The organism is Petroclostridium sp. X23 (assembly GCF_030013905.1).
In the GTDB taxonomy this organism is placed as follows: Bacteria; Bacillota; Clostridia; order SK-Y3; family SK-Y3; genus X23.
The window spans coordinates 3982261-4000170 of sequence record NZ_CP124862.1; the positions used below are offsets into that span (position 1 = coordinate 3982261).

The following is a 17910-nucleotide window of genomic DNA, read 5'->3' on the forward strand; positions in this document are numbered from 1 at the left end:
AGAAAGAGGAGATTATTATGGCGAAATATAAAATTATACCAATCAAATGCGGCGAATTCCAGCAGCATGAAAAGTCTACTTTGACCTATTTTTATGGTTATGGTGAGAAAATTATTACACCCATCATTGCGTATCTGATTAGGGGTGAAGGCCTGAACATTCTTGTAGATACGGGGTGCTCAGGTGAAGAATGGGCTAAGAAATATCATCATCCCATAAAACAGACAGAAGATATGAAGATGCTTAATGCACTTGCAAACTTAGGCCTTCAGCCTGATGATATAGATTGCATTGTAAACACACATTTACATTGGGATCATTGCTGGAATAATGATTTGTTTCCCGGTAAGAAGATATATGTTCAGAAGAAGGAACTGGAATTTGCAGAAAATCCTATACCAATGCAATATCCTTATTATGAGTCTGAGCAGATTGGAATGCAACCTCCATATAAAAAAACAATGGATCAGTATGAAGTAGTAGATGGAGATGTCAATCTTTATCCGGGCATTGATTTAGTATTTATTCCGGGACATACGCCGGGATTCCAGGGAGTTCTTGTCGATACCGAAGGAGGTAAGTACCTTATTGCGAGCGATTGTATCGGCAGATTTGAAAACTGGGAAGGAGTAGGTATTCATAAGCATCTGCCTTCTGCAATACACGTAGATTTAAAGGAATGTTATGCTACGTATGAAAAGATTGAGAAAATCTGTGATTATATATTGCCTGGACATGACATGAAAGTTTTTGAACAAGACGAATATCCACCGAAAAAGTGAATAATATAGGATGATTAGAGCATTGGCACAATTGTTTTATGATTGTGCCAATGCTTTAATCAATACTGATATTCAATGGGGGAGAGATTAAATGTTTGTAGAGAAAGAAATAAAAGAATTAGAAAAAATAAAACCTCTGCTTGATTTAGTAGGACTAAAGATTCCTAAAAATATCGATTATACGGTCGGCGTCTATGATGGCCAACGGCTAATAGGAACAGGGTCGTTAGTAAGGGATACTCTGCAAGGGATAGCCATTGACCCGGAATTTCAGGGAGAAGGAATTTCTACAAAAGTTATTACGTATTTGATGAAGAAAGCTTTAGAAATGGGCAAGGAACAGCTCTATATTTTTACAAAGCCAGAGGAGATATATCACTTTGAGGCATTAGGATTTAAAACTGTTGCTAAGGTTAAGTCTTTTGCAGCTTTACTGGAGTGGGGAAGAAACGGCATCGAACAATACAAGGCATTTTTAGCGACAACAGCAGCTTCAAATCCTAAAGAAGCAGCATGTATCGTGGTAAATTGCAATCCTTTTACGCTTGGACACCGGTATTTGATTGAAAAAGCATCAAAGGAAAATAAATGGCTTTATGTTTTAGTGGTAGAGGAAGATGTCTCGCTTTTTCCTTTTGAAGTCCGGTTGGATTTAGTGAAAAGAGGAACAAGTGATCTTTCAAATGTTACGGTAATTCCGGGCGGCAAGTATGTCATCTCACATTTGACCTTTCCATCATATTTTATCAGAGATGAGGATGTAATTACAGCACAGGTTTCTTTGGATCTCGAAATATTTGCTCGCCATATTGCACCGATTTTAAAGGTGAAAAAAAGGTATGTGGGACAAGAACCCTATTGTCCTGTTACGGCAGCATATAATCATCATATGAAACAGATACTTACCGGTAAGGGATTGGAAGTCATAGAAGTTGAGCGGTTAAAAAAGGATGCCGAAGCGGTAAGTGCTTCAAAAGTAAGACAGTTGATACGGGAAGATAGAATAGAAGAGCTAGAGAAGATGGTTCCCTTATCAACATATCAGTATTTGATTTCGCCGCAGGCAAAAGAGGTTATAGAAAAAATTAAACATACAAAATCCAGACATTAAAGAGGTGAAGGATATGATTATTAATAAAATGGTGATGGCCGGTTCTTTAGAGTCTAATGATGCTCTCATTACTTTAGGGCCGCCAAAAGGAGAAGGGATAGAACTAACGGTAGAAAGCATCGTTGAAAAACAGTTTGGAGATAAAATCAGAAAGAATATCAGAGAGGTCTTGGCAGATTTCGATATCACAAATGCATATATCCGGGTACAGGACAAAGGTGCACTGGATTGCACATTAAAAGCCCGAATGGAGACCGCAATCTTAAGGAGCAAGGGGGAAGAATGATGGCTAAGATGAGAAGAACGATGCTTTTTATTCCGGGAAATAATCCCGGTATGCTTTTAAATGGCGATGTTTTTGGGGCAGACAGCATCATATTGGATTTGGAAGACGCGGTATCACCCAATGAAAAAGATGCCGCAAGAATATTAGTAAGAAACGCATTAAGAAGCCTTGAGTATGAAGGAGTAGAGGTTATCGTAAGAATCAATTCCTTATCCACACCTTTTTGGAAAAGGGATTTGGAGGTCATCATCCCTGAACAGCCGGATGTAATTTTACCTACCAAGATACAATGCAGGGAAGACATAGAAATCATCGATAGCTATATTACAAATATAGAAAAAGAAAAAGGACTGCCGTTAAACAAAGTAAAGCTTATGCCATTGCTGGAGACGGCATTGGGGATAGAGAATGCCTTTGAAATTGCAAAAGCCAGTCCGAGAATTGACGCTTTATATCTTGGTGCGGAAGACCTAACAGCCGATTTAAAAGCGAAACGGACAAAAGAAGGGAAAGAAATATTCTACAGCCGGTCAAGAATACTGGTAGCAGCAAAAGCTGCAGGCCTTCCGGCAGTGGATACGCCTTTTACCGATGTGGATGATGAAGAAGGACTCATCAAAGATGCAGTATTTGCAAGAGAAATGGGATTTAACGGGAAAGCGGTTATTTCCCCCAGACATATTGACCATGTAAATAGGATCTTTACTCCTTCCCAACAAGAAATAGAATACGCTCAAGATGTGATGGAAGTGATTGAAACGGCTAAAAAGCAGGGGAAAGGTGCGATTTCATTGAATGGGAAGATGATAGATGCGCCCATCGTAGAAAGAGCAAGACAGATCTTGGAGATGGCAGAAAGCCTGGGAAGGAGGCAGACGAAATGAAAAAGCTGGTAAAATCATTGGAAGAAGTCATAAAACTATGCGGACTGCAGGACGGAATGACAGTATCATTTCATCATCACTTAAGAAACGGTGATTATGTATTGAATATGGTAATGAATACGATTGCAGAAATGGGATATAAAGATATAAAAATCAGTGCAAGCTCCATTCATAATGCCCATGCGCCCATCGTCGATTTAATACAAAGTGGCGTGGTAACAGGTATTGACACCAATTACATGAGTGCTCCTGTGGGAAAAGCCATTTCAGAGGGGATGATGAAGGAGCCGGTCATTTTCAGAACCCACGGCGGTCGGCCGGCAGCCATTGAAACGGGAGAGCTTTCCATTGATATCGCATTCATAGCAGCACCGGCGGCAGATGCTTACGGAAATATCAACGGAGTGGATGGGCCCTCTGCATGCGGATCATTAGGATATGCTTATCCCGATGCTGCATGTGCTAAAAAAGTAGTGGCTATTACCGACTACCTTGTAGACCATCCGTTATCACCCATATCTATCGATCAAACAAAAATAGACTATGTTGTAAAAGTTGACAGCATAGGAGATCCAAAAGGGATTGTATCAGGTACTACACGAATTACCCGGGATCCGGTAGGACTGACCATTGCCAAATATGCTGCACAAGTCATAGAGTATTCGGGACTGTTAAAAGACGGATTTTCTTTTCAGACAGGAGCCGGAGGAGCCTCTCTTGCGGCAACCCAGTATTTAAAAGACATCATGAAAAAACAGAATATAACAGGGAGCTTCGGACTGGGAGGAATCACGGGCTATTTTGTTGATCTTCTTGAAGAAGGAGTATTTAAGAAACTACTGGATGTGCAGTGTTTTGACCTAAAAGCGGTAGAGTCCCTAAAGAAAAATCCGAACCACCAGGAAATCACCGCTTCATTCTATGCCGGGCCTCACACAAAAGGCAGCGCGGTAGACAATCTGGATGTTGTAATACTAGGAGCAACACAAATAGATACATCCTTTAATGTGAACGTCCATACCGATTCAAACGGATATATTATCGGAGGTTCGGGAGGGCATAGCGATGCTGCGGCCGGTGCGAAGTTAGCAATGATTGTTGCGCCACTCTTTAGGGCAAGGCTTCCCATTGTAGTTGAAAAAGTTCTTACAACTTCCACGCCAGGTGACACTGTAGATGTTTTGGTTACGCAAAGAGGAATCGCTGTCAATCCTAAAAATGCGATATTAAAAGAAAGACTGATTGAAGCAGGGTTACCCATTGTAGATATTGAAGTATTAAGAGAAAAAGCAGAACGGTTAACAGGAAAGCCTGAACCTGTGAGCTTAGGAGATAAAGTAGTAGGAAAAGTTGTATACAGGGATGGGCGAGTCATTGATACAATAAGAAATGTAAAATAATATAGATATTAAAGAGGAATCAACACCCATAAGGGGGCTATTTTTTCTTTATCTATCATATCCACTGTGGCAGGTTTTTGTCATTCAAGAAAAATAGGGTTTAATCCCAACAATGTTTGTCACTATTGCGCGGTGACCGCAAAATCCGCTCTTTCTGATTTTGAAACAAACATTGAGTCGCCAACAACAAAAGGAGAAAAACTATTTAAAAAGTATGGCGTGATGGGCATACGGGGAGAATATGGATACAATTTTCCCGTTGATGTATGATAGGATATGTGATTTTCTAGATAAAAAAATATCATGGCTATATATAAGGAAGTTTATCGGTCCGTCGATGGATACGAAGCTTATATTGTTACTTCGGCAGAGGGAGTTAATGTAAGAAAGGTATGTGTAGAGGCTGAAAATAATCTGGTTTTTGGAAGAATACTTGATATAGATGTGATGGATAAAAGTGGAGTCCAGATTGGACGGGAGGAGCTCTGTATTCCTCCGCGAAAATGCTTTGTATGTGATAAGTCGGCGGCTTATTATGTAAATATAAAGGTAAGAGGTTTCGCCGTTCATCAGGGAAAACAAAAAATTATATGTAAAATCATTTAATAGTTCTAGTACAGATCAGTTATTTATATATCATTTTAGTGTTATTTCTAACAGTACATTATTAATCGAGAAATAGGATAATCATTCCTTGTGCAAGATTCTATCTAAACCTCTATCTTTTGTGCTATTATTAATATAAAAAGGCAGCTTTTAATAGCAATATGAGCTTGAAAATGTGCAGACGCTAGAATTAAGTGATGCCAGGTTATCAGAGTTGGTATATTAGATTGAACGGGTTTGGTAATAGCGATAAGTACGCTGCTAGTAGATATTGCTAGCTAAAGGGTAGCAAGGAGGAAGGATTATGCAGAGGTATAAAATTGGTTGTTTGACCTATAAAAGATTGGATTTGTTAGTACAAAATGTGATAAAAAAAAATAACGATCCCGATCTGGAGCTATATACCTTATATGGCATACGTGACGAGCTCGTGGAGCAGGTCAATAAGGAGCTGAGAAATGGAACAGATGTATTTATCGGGGGTGGAGCGAACGCTGAATATGTTATGAAAGCAACTGAAGCAAATGTTATCAAAATTAAACTGAATGCAATGGATTATTTAGAGGCCATTTTTAAGGCTATCAAAGTAGATAGAAATATAGCAATTGTAAACTATATTGATGAGCCACGCCATGACTTCAAAAATATTGAACATCATTTTTCAATTAAAATATTCCATATTATCTATAGCAGTACGGAGGAACTCGAATTTAAATTGAGAGAAATTGACGCGAATGTGGTAATAGGTGCAGGTTTAGCTGTTGAGATTTCGAATAGGATAGGTAAGAACGGGATACTGATATATCCTGGTGAAGAAACCATTGCTAATGCTATTATGGAAGCCAAGGACCTTGCAGTGGCAGTTCGGAAAGAAAGAGAAAGATCTAATTTTATAAAAGCCATCATCGAACTGAGTCCGGTAGGAATCATACTTGCAAATGAAGAGAGTAAAATCATTACTTATAACTCGGCGGCAGAAAAGGTTGTAGGAATATCTATGGATAAAGCAAGAGGGAATTATGCAGCAAATGTTGTTCCAGAGTGCAATTTAGATGAAATTATCAAGGAAGGTCAACCTGCTGATAAAATTATAAGAGAAATTAATGACAATAAAGTTGTTGTAAGCACGCTTCCAATAGATGACGGGAAAAAAGTGATAGGTGCCCTTGCGATGTTATCTCCTGTATCCGATTATTTTAGAGCTGAAAAGAAGGCACAAGCAATTAATAACGAAAAAGGGTTTAAAGCCAAAAACAGCTTTAGAGATATACTGGGAAAGTCTGACAATTATAAGAGTGCTATTGAGCAAGCTAAAATTTTTGCAAAGTCGGATTCTAATATTTTAATTACGGGAGAAACGGGTGTTGGAAAAGAAATGTTTGCTCAAAGTATCCATAATTTTAGTTTTAGGAATAGGGGACCATTTGTAGCTATCAATTGCTCTGCACTTCCTGAGAATTTACTAGAAAGTGAGCTCTTTGGATATGAAGAAGGGGCATTCACTGGAAGTAAAAAAGGTGGAAAAGTAGGTTTATTCGAGATCGCTAACGGTGGAACTCTTTTGTTAGACGAAATAGGTGAACTGTCAATTAATCTTCAAGCACGCCTTCTTAGAGTCATACAAGAAAAAGAAGTGATGCGGGTGGGCGGTGACAGGATCATCCCAATTGATGTGCGCATTATTTCGGCAACAAATAAGAATTTAGAGAATGCTTCTAATGATGAGTTTAGACGTGACTTGCTTTACAGGCTTAATGTTTTGCAGCTTCAAATTCCCTCACTCAAAGAGAGGGATGATGATGTAATTTATATATTCAATGCTCTTTTAAATAAAAAAGTTGATGTAGATGACTATAAGCTTGAGATTCCTGTTGAAATTCTTAAAATATTAACTATGTATTCATGGCCGGGCAATATCAGAGAACTCCAAAATGTATGTGAGAGGTTTTATCTTTTCTTTAGTATTGCAAAAGGTACAAGGAAGATAAAATATCATGATATTTTAGTGAGGGCAATCGGTGAGGAAAGGTTATTATTAGATGTTCTAAGGAGTAACGGAATAAGTGATACAGAGGAGGGTGAAAAAAAAGGGCTGACAAAAGAACTGTTGGAAAAGCTTGAATTTATATTTCCATATAGTAAAGAAGTTCTGGCTAAGAAGATAGGGATTAGCAGAACAACGCTGTGGAGAATAAATAATGAACGATAGAAATGATTACCGGCAGCCGTAAAAACACAGTTTTACTAATGACAATTGTACGAGGGGGCTTATAATGAAAAACGTAAAATGGAATACAATTTTAGATTCATTAAAATTATCAGAATTTGAGAAGGCAAGAGACTGTTTAAGGTCTGTGTTAATTAAAACCGAACTTATCCATAGTAGGATTTTTAGCAACGAATCAGGCAATGATGTTTATATAAAACCTGAAAATTTACAAACTACCGGCGCATTTAAAATTCGCGGAGCCTATAATAAAATCAGCAAACTATCTATGCAACAAAGACAAAGAGGTCTAATTGCTTCATCAGCCGGAAATCACGCGCAAGGAGTTGCATTTGCTGCCCAAAAGCTCGGTGTAGAGGCAACAATTGTTATGCCTAAAACCACACCACTGATTAAAGTTGATGCAACAAAGGGATATGGGGCAAATGTAGTGCTTTTTGGAGATTGCTATGATGAGGCCTACGCTGAAGCACGAAGATTAGAAAAGGAAAAAGGATATGTCTTTATCCATCCATTTAACGATTTGGATGTAATTATCGGTCAGGGAACCATCGGTTTAGAGATCATACAAGAATTACAAGATATAGACTGTATTGTTGTTCCGATAGGAGGCGGAGGTCTGATCAGTGGTATAGCGGCGGCTGCAAAAATACTTAAACCAGATATAAAAATAATCGGTGTGGAACCGGAAGGCGCCAAAGCTATGAAAGTTTCTATGGAAAGTAACAGACTTGTCCATCTTGATACTGTAGATACTATAGCAGATGGAGTTGCGGTAAAAAAACCCGGGGATATTACATTTTCAATTATTAAGAATTTTGTTGATGAGATTGTTACTGTTTCTGATTTTGAAATTATGGAATCTTTTTTAGTGCTCTTAGAAAGACATAAACTTATTGGAGAGAATGCCGGGGTATTATCTCTTACGGCACTTAAGAAAATCAAAGAAAAAAATAAAAAAATCGTATGCTTGGTTAGTGGTGGTAATATTGATGTTGTAACAATATCGGCTATGATTGACCGTGGTCTCGTGTCGCGTGGGCGTCTTTTCTGCTTCTCAGTTGAATTAGCAGATAAACCAGGAGAGCTTTTAAAAATTTCTCAGCTTCTCGCAGACGCAAATGCAAATGTTGTGAAACTCGACCATAATCAGTTTAAAGCCCTAGATAGATTTATGAATGTGCAGCTTGAAGTAACAGTTGAAACCAATGGGCATGAACATATCCGGCAAATTGTAAAAGTACTTAAAAATGACGGTTATAATATAATGAAAATATATTAATTCATATGTTGGCAAAAGGACATTTCTCTTATTAAAGATAGGAATAAAAAACTATTAACATATAGTTGTTCTATAAGGGATGTTCTTTTATAAGAGAAGTGCCTTCGAAGCCGAGGTACTAAATTTATTATATTGAACTAATGCAAAATAAGGGTTAAACTACCAGTTAATAAAGTGTTGACAGACAGCTTTTAATTAATAGTGAATAATGAATAGTTTAAAAGCTATCAAATGGAACTATTGGCGATAACTAAATAGATAAGTTCTTAGCAATAACTGTGCTGTATAGTTAATGAGCTATATTGATACAGAAAAGCAACACTGATTGAATGGATAGAACTTCCGTAAAAAAAGTGTTGACAGACATAAGAGATTATGTTAAGATAGCTCTTGTCGCTTCGAAAGAGCGATGAAAAAGTTACCAAAGAAAAAGCTATTGACAAACAGAGTTGATCATGGTAAGATAGCTTTTGTCGCTTCACAAGAGCGATGAAGAAATTACCAAGAAAAAAGCTGTTGACAAACGAAATAAAGTTTGATATAATAGCAAAGCTGCTTCAGTGAGCAGTACTAAATTGGTCTTTGAAAATTGGATAGCGTAAGAGGTTCTCGTTTAATATAGTTAATAATTAATAACGAATAGTTAATAATTATTGATGATTTGAGAAAACTTTAGCGTACTTTATAACAAAGTAAAGCTAGTGATAATTTTGAGCTAATTAAACGTTCAATAAATTTTTATTGAGAGTTTGATCCTGGCTCAGGACGAACGCTGGCGGCGTGCCTAACACATGCAAGTCGAGCGGAGATTGGTTGAAGGTTTACCGGATACCAATTTTAGCGGCGGACGGGTGAGTAACGCGTGAGTAACCTGCCTTATACAGGGGGATAACACATCGAAAGATGTGCTAATACCGCATGATATCAGATAGTCGCATGGCTGTTTGATCAAAGGAGCAATCCGGTATAAGATGGACTCGCGTCTGATTAGCTGGTTGGTGAGGTAAAAGCTCACCAAGGCGACGATCAGTAGCCGACCTGAGAGGGTGATCGGCCACATTGGGACTGAGACACGGCCCAGACTCCTACGGGAGGCAGCAGTGGGGAATATTGCGCAATGGGGGAAACCCTGACGCAGCAACGCCGCGTGAAGGAAGAAGGCTTTCGGGTCGTAAACTTTTGTCTTCTGGGAAGAAACATGACGGTACCAGAGGAGGAAGCCACGGCTAACTACGTGCCAGCAGCCGCGGTAATACGTAGGTGGCGAGCGTTGTCCGGAATTACTGGGTGTAAAGGGCGTGTAGGCGGGACTGCAAGTCAGATGTGAAATACCGGGGCTCAACCCCGGGGCTGCATTTGAAACTGTAGTTCTTGAGTGCAGGAGAGGAAAGCGGAATTCCTAGTGTAGCGGTGAAATGCGTAGATATTAGGAGGAACACCAGTGGCGAAGGCGGCTTTCTGGACTGTAACTGACGCTGAGGCGCGAAAGCGTGGGGAGCGAACAGGATTAGATACCCTGGTAGTCCACGCCGTAAACGATGGATACTAGGTGTTGGGGGTATCGACCCCTCCAGTGCCGGAGTTAACACAATAAGTATCCCACCTGGGGAGTACGGCCGCAAGGTTGAAACTCAAAGGAATTGACGGGGGCCCGCACAAGCAGTGGAGTATGTGGTTTAATTCGAAGCAACGCGAAGAACCTTACCAGGGCTTGACATCTACAGAATCCCAAAGAGATTTGGGAGTGCCTTCGGGAACTGTAAGACAGGTGGTGCATGGTTGTCGTCAGCTCGTGTCGTGAGATGTTGGGTTAAGTCCCGCAACGAGCGCAACCCCTATTGTTAGTTGCCATCATTAAGTTGGGCACTCTAGCGAGACTGCCGGTGACAAATCGGAGGAAGGTGGGGACGACGTCAAATCATCATGCCCCTTATGTCCTGGGCTACACACGTACTACAATGGCCATTAACAGAGCGAAGCAAGACGGTGACGTGGAGCAAATCGCCAAAAATGGTCCCAGTTCAGATTGTAGGCTGAAACTCGCCTACATGAAGTCGGAATTGCTAGTAATCGCGGATCAGCATGCCGCGGTGAATACGTTCCCGGGCCTTGTACACACCGCCCGTCACACCATGAGAGTCGGTAACACCCGAAGCCTGTGAGCTAACCGTAAGGAGGCAGCAGTCGAAGGTGGGGCTGATGATTGGGGTGAAGTCGTAACAAGGTAGCCGTATCGGAAGGTGCGGCTGGATCACCTCCTTTCTAAGGAGCAGAGCTCCAGTTAATAGTGAATAACGAATAGTTAATAATTATTAACGGATGGAGCCAATCCTATGGTCGATAGATCATATTAGTATGATCTTCACGAGAACTCTTACGCTATTTAATTTTGAAAGACCAAGTTCTTTTTAGTGAATAGTTAATAGTGAATAATGAATAGTTTAAAAGCTATGAATGGAAGCTGTTAGCAGTCACTAAGAAAATGATCTTTCAAAAGTTAATAGAAGATAACTGTTCATTATTAGTTATTCACTATTAACTAAACAAAATGTACCTTGAAAACTAAACAATGTAAAGACATGAGGAAAAGATTAAAAAAGGGTAATCGCAGTGGAACCACTGTATTACACTACAATTTTAAAGGAAAACTTTACTCATATAATTCTTAAGGAGAACACCAGACTGTTGAGGTGAAAAGCAGTAGGAAGATGAATAACACTATTCATTATTCACTACTAACTATTCACTAAACAAAGGTCAAGCTAATAAGAGCACAGGGTGGATGCCTTGGCATTAGGAGCCGAAGAAGGACGCGATAAGCTGCGAAAAGCTGCGGTAAGGCGCAAATAGCCATTGACCCGCAGATATCCGAATGGGGGAACCCGGCTGGAGCAATATCCAGTCACCATGCAGTGAATTCATAGCTGTATGGAGGAATACCCGCTGAACTGAAACATCTAAGTAGGCGGAGGAAGAGAAAGAAACATCGATTCCCTAAGTAGTGGCGAGCGAACGGGGAAGAGGCCAAACCTGAAGTAGCAATACTTTAGGGGTTGCGGACTGCAATATGTATCATGAAGGTTAGCAAAACTACCTGGAAAGGTAGACCATAGAGGGTAAGAGTCCCGTATGTGAAAACCGAAGTGAGCTAGCAGGATCCAGAGTACCATGGGACACGAGAAATCCTGTGGGAAGCAGGAGGGACCACCCTCCAAGCCTAAATACTACCTAATGACCGATAGCGCATAGTACCGTGAGGGAAAGGTGAAAAGAACCCCGGGAGGGGAGTGAAATAGAACCTGAAACCCTGTGTTTACAAGCAGACAAAGCACATTAAGGTGCGATGTCGTACTTTTTGTAGAACGGTCCGGCGAGTGTATGTAACGAGCAAGGTTAAGGTGTTAAGCACCGCAGCCGAAGGGAAACCGAGTCTTAAAAGGGCGCGCAGTTCGTTGTATACGACCCGAAACCGGGTGACCTACCCATGGACAGGTTGAAGCGGAAGTAAAATTTCGTGGAGGACCGAACCCACCAATGTTGAAAAATTGGGGGATGAGCTGTGGGTAGCGGAGAAATTCCAATCGAACTCGGAGATAGCTGGTTCTCCCCGAAATAGCTTTAGGGCTAGCCTCGGATTAATTTAGCGGAGGTAAAGCACTGAATGGGCTAGGGGCCTTATCCGGTTACCGAACCCTATCAAACTCTGAATGCCGCATAAATGATGTCCGGGAGTCAGACTATGGGAGATAAGTTTCATAGTCAAAAGGGAAACAGCCCAGATCAACAGCTAAGGTCCCTAAATAGATTTAAGTGGAAAAGGATGTGGAGTTGCTAAAACAACCAGGATGTTGGCTTAGAAGCAGCCACTCATTTAAAGAGTGCGTAATAGCTCACTGGTCGAGTGATTCTGCGCCGAAAATGTAACGGGGCTAAAATCTATACCGAAGCTTTGGCAGTAGCAATACTGGGTAGGGGAGCTTTCTATGACAGGTTGAAGCATGACCGCAAGGACATGTGGACGAGATAGAAGAGAGAATGCCGGAATGAGTAGCGAGAATTATGTGAGAATCATAATCGTCGAAAACCTAAGGTTTCCTGAGGAAGGTTCGTCCGCTCAGGGTTAGTCGGGAGCTAAGGCGAGGCCGAGAGGCGTAGTCGATGCACATACGGTTGAAATTCCGTAACCACCGAAGCCGATAAGTATATAAGGGACGCAGGAAGATAGTCTGACCGCACCGTTGGTTGAGTGCGGCGAAAGGGAGCGAAAACAAGTAGCGAAGCAGACGATTCTACACTGACGAGAAAAGCTTATATATTGGTTAGGTGCCCGTACCGCAAACCGACACAGGTGGGTGAGGAGAGAATCCTAAGACGAACGGGAGAAGCGTTGTTAAGGAACTCGGCAAATTGACCCCGTAACTTCGGGAGAAGGGGTGCCAGGGTGACCTGGCCGCAGAGAATAGGCCCAAGCGACTGTTTAGCAAAAACACAGGTCTCTGCTAAGTCGAAAGACGACGTATAGGGGCTGACGCCTGCCCGGTGCTGGAAGGTTAAGGGGAATGCTTAGCGCAAGCGAAGGTGTGAACTTAAGCCCCAGTAAACGGCGGCCGTAACTATAACGGTCCTAAGGTAGCGAAATTCCTTGTCAGGTAAGTTCTGACCCGCACGAATGGCGTAACGACTTGGGCACTGTCTCAACAACGTACCCGGCGAAATTGTAGTACCGGTGAAGATGCCGGTTACCCGCGACAAGACGGAAAGACCCCATGGAGCTTTACTGTAGCCTGATATTGGATTTTGGTATTTCATGTACAGGATAGGTGGGAGACTGAGAAGATAGCACGCCAGTGTTGTCGGAGTCGACGTTGGGATACCACTCTTGAGATACTGAAATTCTAACCAGTACCCGTAATCCGGGTATGGGACACTGTCAGGTGGGCAGTTTGACTGGGGCGGTCGCCTCCAAAAGAGTAACGGAGGCGCTCAAAGGTTAGCTCAGCGCGGTCGGAAATCGCGCAAAGAGTGCAAACGCATAAGCTAGCCTAACTGTGAGAGAGACACCTCGAACAGTAACGAAAGTTGGAGTTAGTGATCCGGCGGTATGAGAGTGGAATTGCCGTCGCTCAACGGATAAAAGCTACCCTGGGGATAACAGGCTTATCTCCCCCAAGAGTCCACATCGACGGGGAGGTTTGGCACCTCGATGTCGGCTCATCGCATCCTGGAGCTGTAGTAGGTTCCAAGGGTTGGGCTGTTCGCCCATTAAAGCGGTACGCGAGCTGGGTTCAGAACGTCGTGAGACAGTTCGGTCCCTATCTGTCGCGGGCGCAGGAGATTTGAAGGGAGCTGTCCTTAGTACGAGAGGACCGGGATGGACGCACCTCTGGTGCACCAGTTGTCATGCCAATGGCACAGCTGGGTAGCTAAGTGCGGAAGGGATAAACGCTGAAGGCATCTAAGCGTGAAGCCCCCCCTAAGATAAGATTTCCCATAGCGTAAGCTAGTAAGGTCCCACGTAGACTATGTGGTAGATAGGTCGGAGGTGGAAGTGCAGTAATGTATGGAGCTAACCGATACTAATAGACCGAGGGCTTGACCAAAAGGAATTTACAATGGACAATGTACAATGTACAATGACCATTAGTAAACAAAGAGAGATATATATGAAGTAGGTTTTTCCAAAGAAGTACTCATGATTTACATTGTATAGTTTTGAAGGTACATTAAAAAATGTACAATGGACAATGATCCAATGTACAATGAAGTACCAGAAAAGAGCAATAAAATTGTACATTGTCCATTGAAACATTGTACAATCATTCAAACAAAGTTTGAATGGCATTCCGGTGATTTTAACGTGGAGGCTACACCCGTTCCCATTCCGAACACGGTAGTTAAGCTCCACAGTGCCGATGATACTTGGAGGGTGACTTCCTGGGAAAGTAGGTCGTTGCCGGAACTGAAAAAAAGCACATCCATTAGGATGTGCTTTTTTTATTATCGGGAAAAATGTACAATGCACAATGGTCCAATGTACATGACTGGTTCACAGTTAACGGTTTACAGTTCACAGAATTTGAATACATATAGTAGTATGTAAAACCACAGTACGAACCTTTTGGGACAGCTTTAACATCCAAATATCAGCTACTGCAATTAGAGACAAGTCTAAGAGTGGGATATAATGATCCAAACTATTTTAGTATACAGTGCACTGCAAACCGGGGTAGTAGACGGTGCAGAGAATCCTATTTCAGGATACTATTCCAACAAGTTTTATGAAATATCTAAATATTATACTTTAGAGGGGCATGAAATGAGTCCGAATATTACTGTCTTTTCAGAGATAGTATGGAATAAGTTAAGTGATGAAGATAAGAAACTCATTATAGAATCTTTTAATGAAAGTAAAAAATATTTCAATGAAATCTCAGGCAAAAAGGATGAAGAATTTATCAAGTCTCTAAAAGAAAGTGGAGTTAAGATTACGGAAGTTGAAAATCCGCAGGAATGGCGTGATGCTGTCAAACCGCTTTATGAAAAATATGGTGCAGGGTTTGAGGATGTCATTAGTAAGATTCAGAACTCTAAGTAAGTTATTATTTCCAGTTTAACAAATGTTTTTGAAGATTACAGGGATAATCACGAACTTTTGGTTATCCCTGTATGATTGATGTTAAACATTATGGCGAGTATGTTTTTTGGCGGAATATCTGGGTCGGCGACGGCAGATACTTTTTCTCTGGGGGCAATACATATTCCCATGATGAAAAAGGATAGATATGATACGGATTTTGCTACAACCGTTACTATGGCTAGCTCTATTCAAGGTTTGCTGGTACCTCCAAGTCATGACATGGTTATTTATGCTTTAGCCGCAGGCAGTGTGTCTATTGGTAGATTATTTTTGGCAGGTCTATAAAGACCTTATCAATAGTATTTATTTTAATTGCTTCTGCCGGAGCTTTTGGATGGTTGATTGCCTATTTAAAAATTCCAACATATTTAGCACAGGTGATTTTAGGAATCACCCAAAGTAAGATACTTATATTACTAATGATCAATGTTCTTCTTTTAGTACTGGGAACCATGGTGGGTATGTCGTGAATTATTGTTATAGTGATCCCAATATTATTGCCTATCGTAACTCATTTGGGTGGAAGAGGTTACAGAAGATATGCTGAATAACTACGCTAGTTCTTTCTGGTTTTCTTGTAAAGTAAGTATACAAATGTTATAATAAGGAAGGATTTACCTTTAACGATAAAATATTTCTTAATTTGGGAGACTTGTATGTTCGGATATCAATGTAAAAGCATGTATATTTTATTAATCATCAGTGCAGTTTTACTTATTATTGCAGGTTGTGCTCCAATAAAAAGCTATAATGAAAAAGCATGGAAGAGGGCAGAGAACGCAGGAATGGTACAACAGATCAATCAAACTTATCAAGTTGGGCCCACTGTTTTCAAGATTGAAAAAGTATGTAACGATGTAACCGGATATAGTATCATATATAGCAATAGTAAGCTTAAAAAAGGGCAAGATTTTTGTTTTGAGTTATCCGATGCAAATGGCAGGATTTTCGGGGGAGTTTCAAATAGCAGTGTAACATCCGCAGTTGAGCAGAATGGTGTAATTACATATGAAGAAACGATTCCTCAATCTTCTAGTACAATATACTTGGATGTTAACATAGAAGATTCAAATAATACCGCTAATCCAATCATCGCCAAACAAACGATACCGCTTCCCGTGGTCTTTTCACCCGGATACGCTAATTCAATTGTTATTTCCAAAAAAATATCTAAAAAAATAGGAAAATCTGATATCACCATTAATAGAATTGCTTTTGGTAAGATGGCTACCAGTATTGAATATGAAAGCCAGCCCGGAAAGTATAATATAGATAAAGTAAGAGTTAACGGAGCAAATTGTAGGATGAGAGGGGCTTCTGCTTCTTATAACGACACACACTTAAAGGGGAGTATTACTTTAGAACCGATTGAGAACCCAAAAGAAATAGAAATTTGGTTTAGTGATGACTTTGGAAATATAGATAGTATTTATGTAGATATTCAAAAGTATCTTCAGGTAAATGGAAAGGATTCTTGACTTTTCTAAAGAATATAATAGGGGAATTTTCCTGCTTTCAACTATACGATGAATCGTAGGGTTATAATCAAAAAAAGAACTCTTTTATTGATAACGACAAAAGTCTAAAATTAAAAAAGGGTTCTTTTTTCAGTATACGCTTGACTTATTTATTGAATGCAATTATGTGATATAGAAAAGCCATCTTTTCATCATATTTATTTTCCGTAGCTTTTTACTTGTTTAGTGACTTTAATCTCTTATATTCAGTATTTAAATATGTTAGTTGATGAATCAATTGCAGCGCGTTTTGTCCGGTTTTAATTTCACCGGAATATATTTTAGATATTGTACGATGAAGTTCAATAATTTCTTGTTTTAATGTCTTTAGTGTGTCATTATAATTCATTTATACTACTCCTTTTTAATAGCGTTCGTAAACAGAATCCCGATTATATAGAGGGCACCGTAAGGGGGACCATACGGTGCCCGAAATAAGAAAGAAATTAATCTATCGGTATATTTATATTGTACTTTAAGAAAGTTAATGAACTATTAACAATTTGTAAACTTTATATTATTTTATAAAAAATTTTGACTAACAATAATTTAGGATCTTTATTGCTTAAAAGTGAGATTAAGAAAGTATACTTGTATTAGCACTAGAATAGAGGAAATAAATTTGTATAATATCTGCTTATAGTGATAATTGAAGATAAAGATTGATTGAATAATGTAAGAGGATATGATATATTATTAAAGCTGTCGCTTGTGACAACAGGTGACAAAAACCGTGGGGGTGTAGCTCAGTTGGGAGAGCACCTGCCTTGCAAGCAGGGGGTCAGGAGTTCGACTCTCCTCATCTCCACCACTATTTAGTGAATAGGTAATAGTGAATAATGAATAGTTTAAAAGCTATTATAATGAAACTATTGACGGTAACTAAATAGATAAGTTCTTAGCAATAACTGTGCTGTATAGTTAATGAGCTATATTGATACAGAAAAGCAACACTGATTGAATGGATAGAACTTCCGTAAAAAAAGTGTTGACAGACATAAGAGATTATGTTAAGATAGCTCTTGTCGCTTCGAAAGAGCGATGAAAAAGTTACCAAAGAAAAAGCTATTGACAAACAGAGTTGATCATGGTAAGATAGCTTTTGTCGCTTCACAAGAGCGATGAAGAAATTACCAAGAAAAAAGCTGTTGACAAACGAAATAAAGTTTGATATAATA

Annotated in this window: 12 protein-coding genes, 1 tRNA gene and 3 rRNA genes; 15 read left to right on the forward strand and 1 reads right to left on the reverse strand. The window is 40.0% G+C overall.

Going from position 1 to position 17910, the window contains the following annotated elements; genetic code table 11:
• Nucleotides 1-17 precede the first annotated feature (17 nt).
• From QKW49_RS18740 to QKW49_RS18805, 14 genes are all read left to right on the forward strand, one after another.
• Nucleotides 18-782, forward strand: a complete 765-nt coding sequence (locus QKW49_RS18740) for an N-acyl homoserine lactonase family protein (RefSeq protein WP_282864173.1) — start codon at nucleotides 18-20, stop codon at nucleotides 780-782.
• Nucleotides 783-873: 91 nt separating this feature from the next.
• The gene (citC, locus tag QKW49_RS18745) at nucleotides 874-1893 is read left to right on the forward strand and encodes a [citrate (pro-3S)-lyase] ligase (protein WP_282864174.1); all 1020 of its coding nucleotides are present in this window, start codon (nucleotides 874-876) and stop codon (nucleotides 1891-1893) included.
• A gap of 13 nt (nucleotides 1894-1906) precedes the next feature.
• Nucleotides 1907-2179 carry a citrate lyase acyl carrier protein gene (citD, locus tag QKW49_RS18750; RefSeq protein ID WP_282864175.1) on the forward strand — a complete coding sequence of 91 codons (273 nt, stop codon included), beginning with the start codon at nucleotides 1907-1909 and terminating at the stop codon, nucleotides 2177-2179.
• On the forward strand, nucleotides 2176-3063 hold the full coding sequence (locus tag QKW49_RS18755; RefSeq protein ID WP_349239040.1) for an aldolase/citrate lyase family protein: 888 nt from the start codon (nucleotides 2176-2178) through the stop codon (nucleotides 3061-3063). Before citD ends, QKW49_RS18755 begins: the two co-directional genes overlap by 4 nt.
• On the forward strand, nucleotides 3060-4463 hold the full coding sequence (gene citF, locus QKW49_RS18760) for a citrate lyase subunit alpha (RefSeq protein ID WP_282864176.1): 1404 nt from the start codon (nucleotides 3060-3062) through the stop codon (nucleotides 4461-4463). The genes QKW49_RS18755 and citF overlap by 4 nt, the downstream gene beginning before the upstream one ends.
• Nucleotides 4464-4766: 303 nt before the next feature.
• Nucleotides 4767-5069 carry a citrate lyase holo-[acyl-carrier protein] synthase gene (locus QKW49_RS18765; protein WP_282864177.1) on the forward strand — a complete coding sequence of 101 codons (303 nt, stop codon included), beginning with the start codon at nucleotides 4767-4769 and terminating at the stop codon, nucleotides 5067-5069.
• A gap of 304 nt (nucleotides 5070-5373) precedes the next feature.
• Nucleotides 5374-7278 carry a sigma 54-interacting transcriptional regulator gene (locus QKW49_RS18770; protein WP_282864178.1) on the forward strand — a complete coding sequence of 635 codons (1905 nt, stop codon included), beginning with the start codon at nucleotides 5374-5376 and terminating at the stop codon, nucleotides 7276-7278.
• 64 nt (nucleotides 7279-7342) lie between these two features.
• Entirely contained in the window at nucleotides 7343-8578 is a 1236-nt protein-coding gene (gene ilvA, locus QKW49_RS18775) for a threonine ammonia-lyase (protein WP_282864179.1), read from the forward strand.
• 737 nt (nucleotides 8579-9315) lie between these two features.
• Nucleotides 9316-10840: ribosomal RNA gene (locus QKW49_RS18780) — 16S ribosomal RNA — on the forward strand.
• 493 nt (nucleotides 10841-11333) lie between these two features.
• Nucleotides 11334-14178 (forward strand): 23S ribosomal RNA (locus QKW49_RS18785).
• A gap of 242 nt (nucleotides 14179-14420) precedes the next feature.
• Nucleotides 14421-14537 (forward strand): 5S ribosomal RNA (gene rrf / locus QKW49_RS18790).
• Together the 16S, 23S and 5S rRNA genes form the textbook arrangement of a ribosomal RNA operon.
• Nucleotides 14538-14762: 225 nt before the next feature.
• Nucleotides 14763-15173, forward strand: coding sequence for a TRAP transporter substrate-binding protein DctP (gene dctP / locus QKW49_RS18795; RefSeq protein WP_282864180.1), 411 nt, complete (start codon nucleotides 14763-14765; stop codon nucleotides 15171-15173).
• A 90-nt stretch (nucleotides 15174-15263) separates the two neighbouring features.
• Nucleotides 15264-15500 carry a TRAP transporter large permease subunit gene (locus QKW49_RS18800; RefSeq protein WP_282864181.1) on the forward strand — a complete coding sequence of 79 codons (237 nt, stop codon included), beginning with the start codon at nucleotides 15264-15266 and terminating at the stop codon, nucleotides 15498-15500.
• A gap of 371 nt (nucleotides 15501-15871) precedes the next feature.
• On the forward strand, nucleotides 15872-16693 hold the full coding sequence (locus QKW49_RS18805) for a hypothetical protein (protein WP_282864182.1): 822 nt from the start codon (nucleotides 15872-15874) through the stop codon (nucleotides 16691-16693).
• Between the two features lie 214 nt (nucleotides 16694-16907).
• On the opposite strand, the gene QKW49_RS18810 is transcribed toward QKW49_RS18805, so the two are convergent.
• The gene (locus tag QKW49_RS18810; protein ID WP_282864183.1) at nucleotides 16908-17081 is read right to left on the reverse strand and encodes a hypothetical protein; all 174 of its coding nucleotides are present in this window, start codon (nucleotides 17079-17081) and stop codon (nucleotides 16908-16910) included.
• 386 nt (nucleotides 17082-17467) lie between these two features.
• Between QKW49_RS18810 and QKW49_RS18815 the strand changes: the two genes are divergently transcribed.
• Nucleotides 17468-17543 (forward strand) — tRNA-Ala (locus QKW49_RS18815).
• The last annotated feature ends 367 nt before the right edge of the window (nucleotides 17544-17910 follow it).

Bases quoted from the DNA above. Each gene is read 5' to 3' on its own strand.
- citC (WP_282864174.1), top strand. From the start codon at position 874: ATGTTTGTAGAGAAAGAAATAAAAGAATTAGAAAAAATAAAACCTCTG.
- ilvA (WP_282864179.1), top strand. From the start codon at position 7,343: ATGAAAAACGTAAAATGGAATACAATTTTAGATTCATTAAAATTATCA.
- QKW49_RS18805 (WP_282864182.1), top strand. From the start codon at position 15,872: ATGTTCGGATATCAATGTAAAAGCATGTATATTTTATTAATCATCAGT.
- dctP (WP_282864180.1), top strand. From the start codon at position 14,763: ATGATCCAAACTATTTTAGTATACAGTGCACTGCAAACCGGGGTAGTA.
- citD (WP_282864175.1), top strand. From the start codon at position 1,907: ATGATTATTAATAAAATGGTGATGGCCGGTTCTTTAGAGTCTAATGAT.
- QKW49_RS18765 (WP_282864177.1), top strand. From the start codon at position 4,767: ATGGCTATATATAAGGAAGTTTATCGGTCCGTCGATGGATACGAAGCT.
- QKW49_RS18800 (WP_282864181.1), top strand. From the start codon at position 15,264: ATGGCGAGTATGTTTTTTGGCGGAATATCTGGGTCGGCGACGGCAGAT.
- QKW49_RS18810 (WP_282864183.1), bottom strand. From the start codon at position 17,081: ATGAATTATAATGACACACTAAAGACATTAAAACAAGAAATTATTGAA.
- QKW49_RS18740 (WP_282864173.1), top strand. From the start codon at position 18: ATGGCGAAATATAAAATTATACCAATCAAATGCGGCGAATTCCAGCAG.
- QKW49_RS18755 (WP_349239040.1), top strand. From the start codon at position 2,176: ATGATGGCTAAGATGAGAAGAACGATGCTTTTTATTCCGGGAAATAAT.
- QKW49_RS18770 (WP_282864178.1), top strand. From the start codon at position 5,374: ATGCAGAGGTATAAAATTGGTTGTTTGACCTATAAAAGATTGGATTTG.
- citF (WP_282864176.1), top strand. From the start codon at position 3,060: ATGAAAAAGCTGGTAAAATCATTGGAAGAAGTCATAAAACTATGCGGA.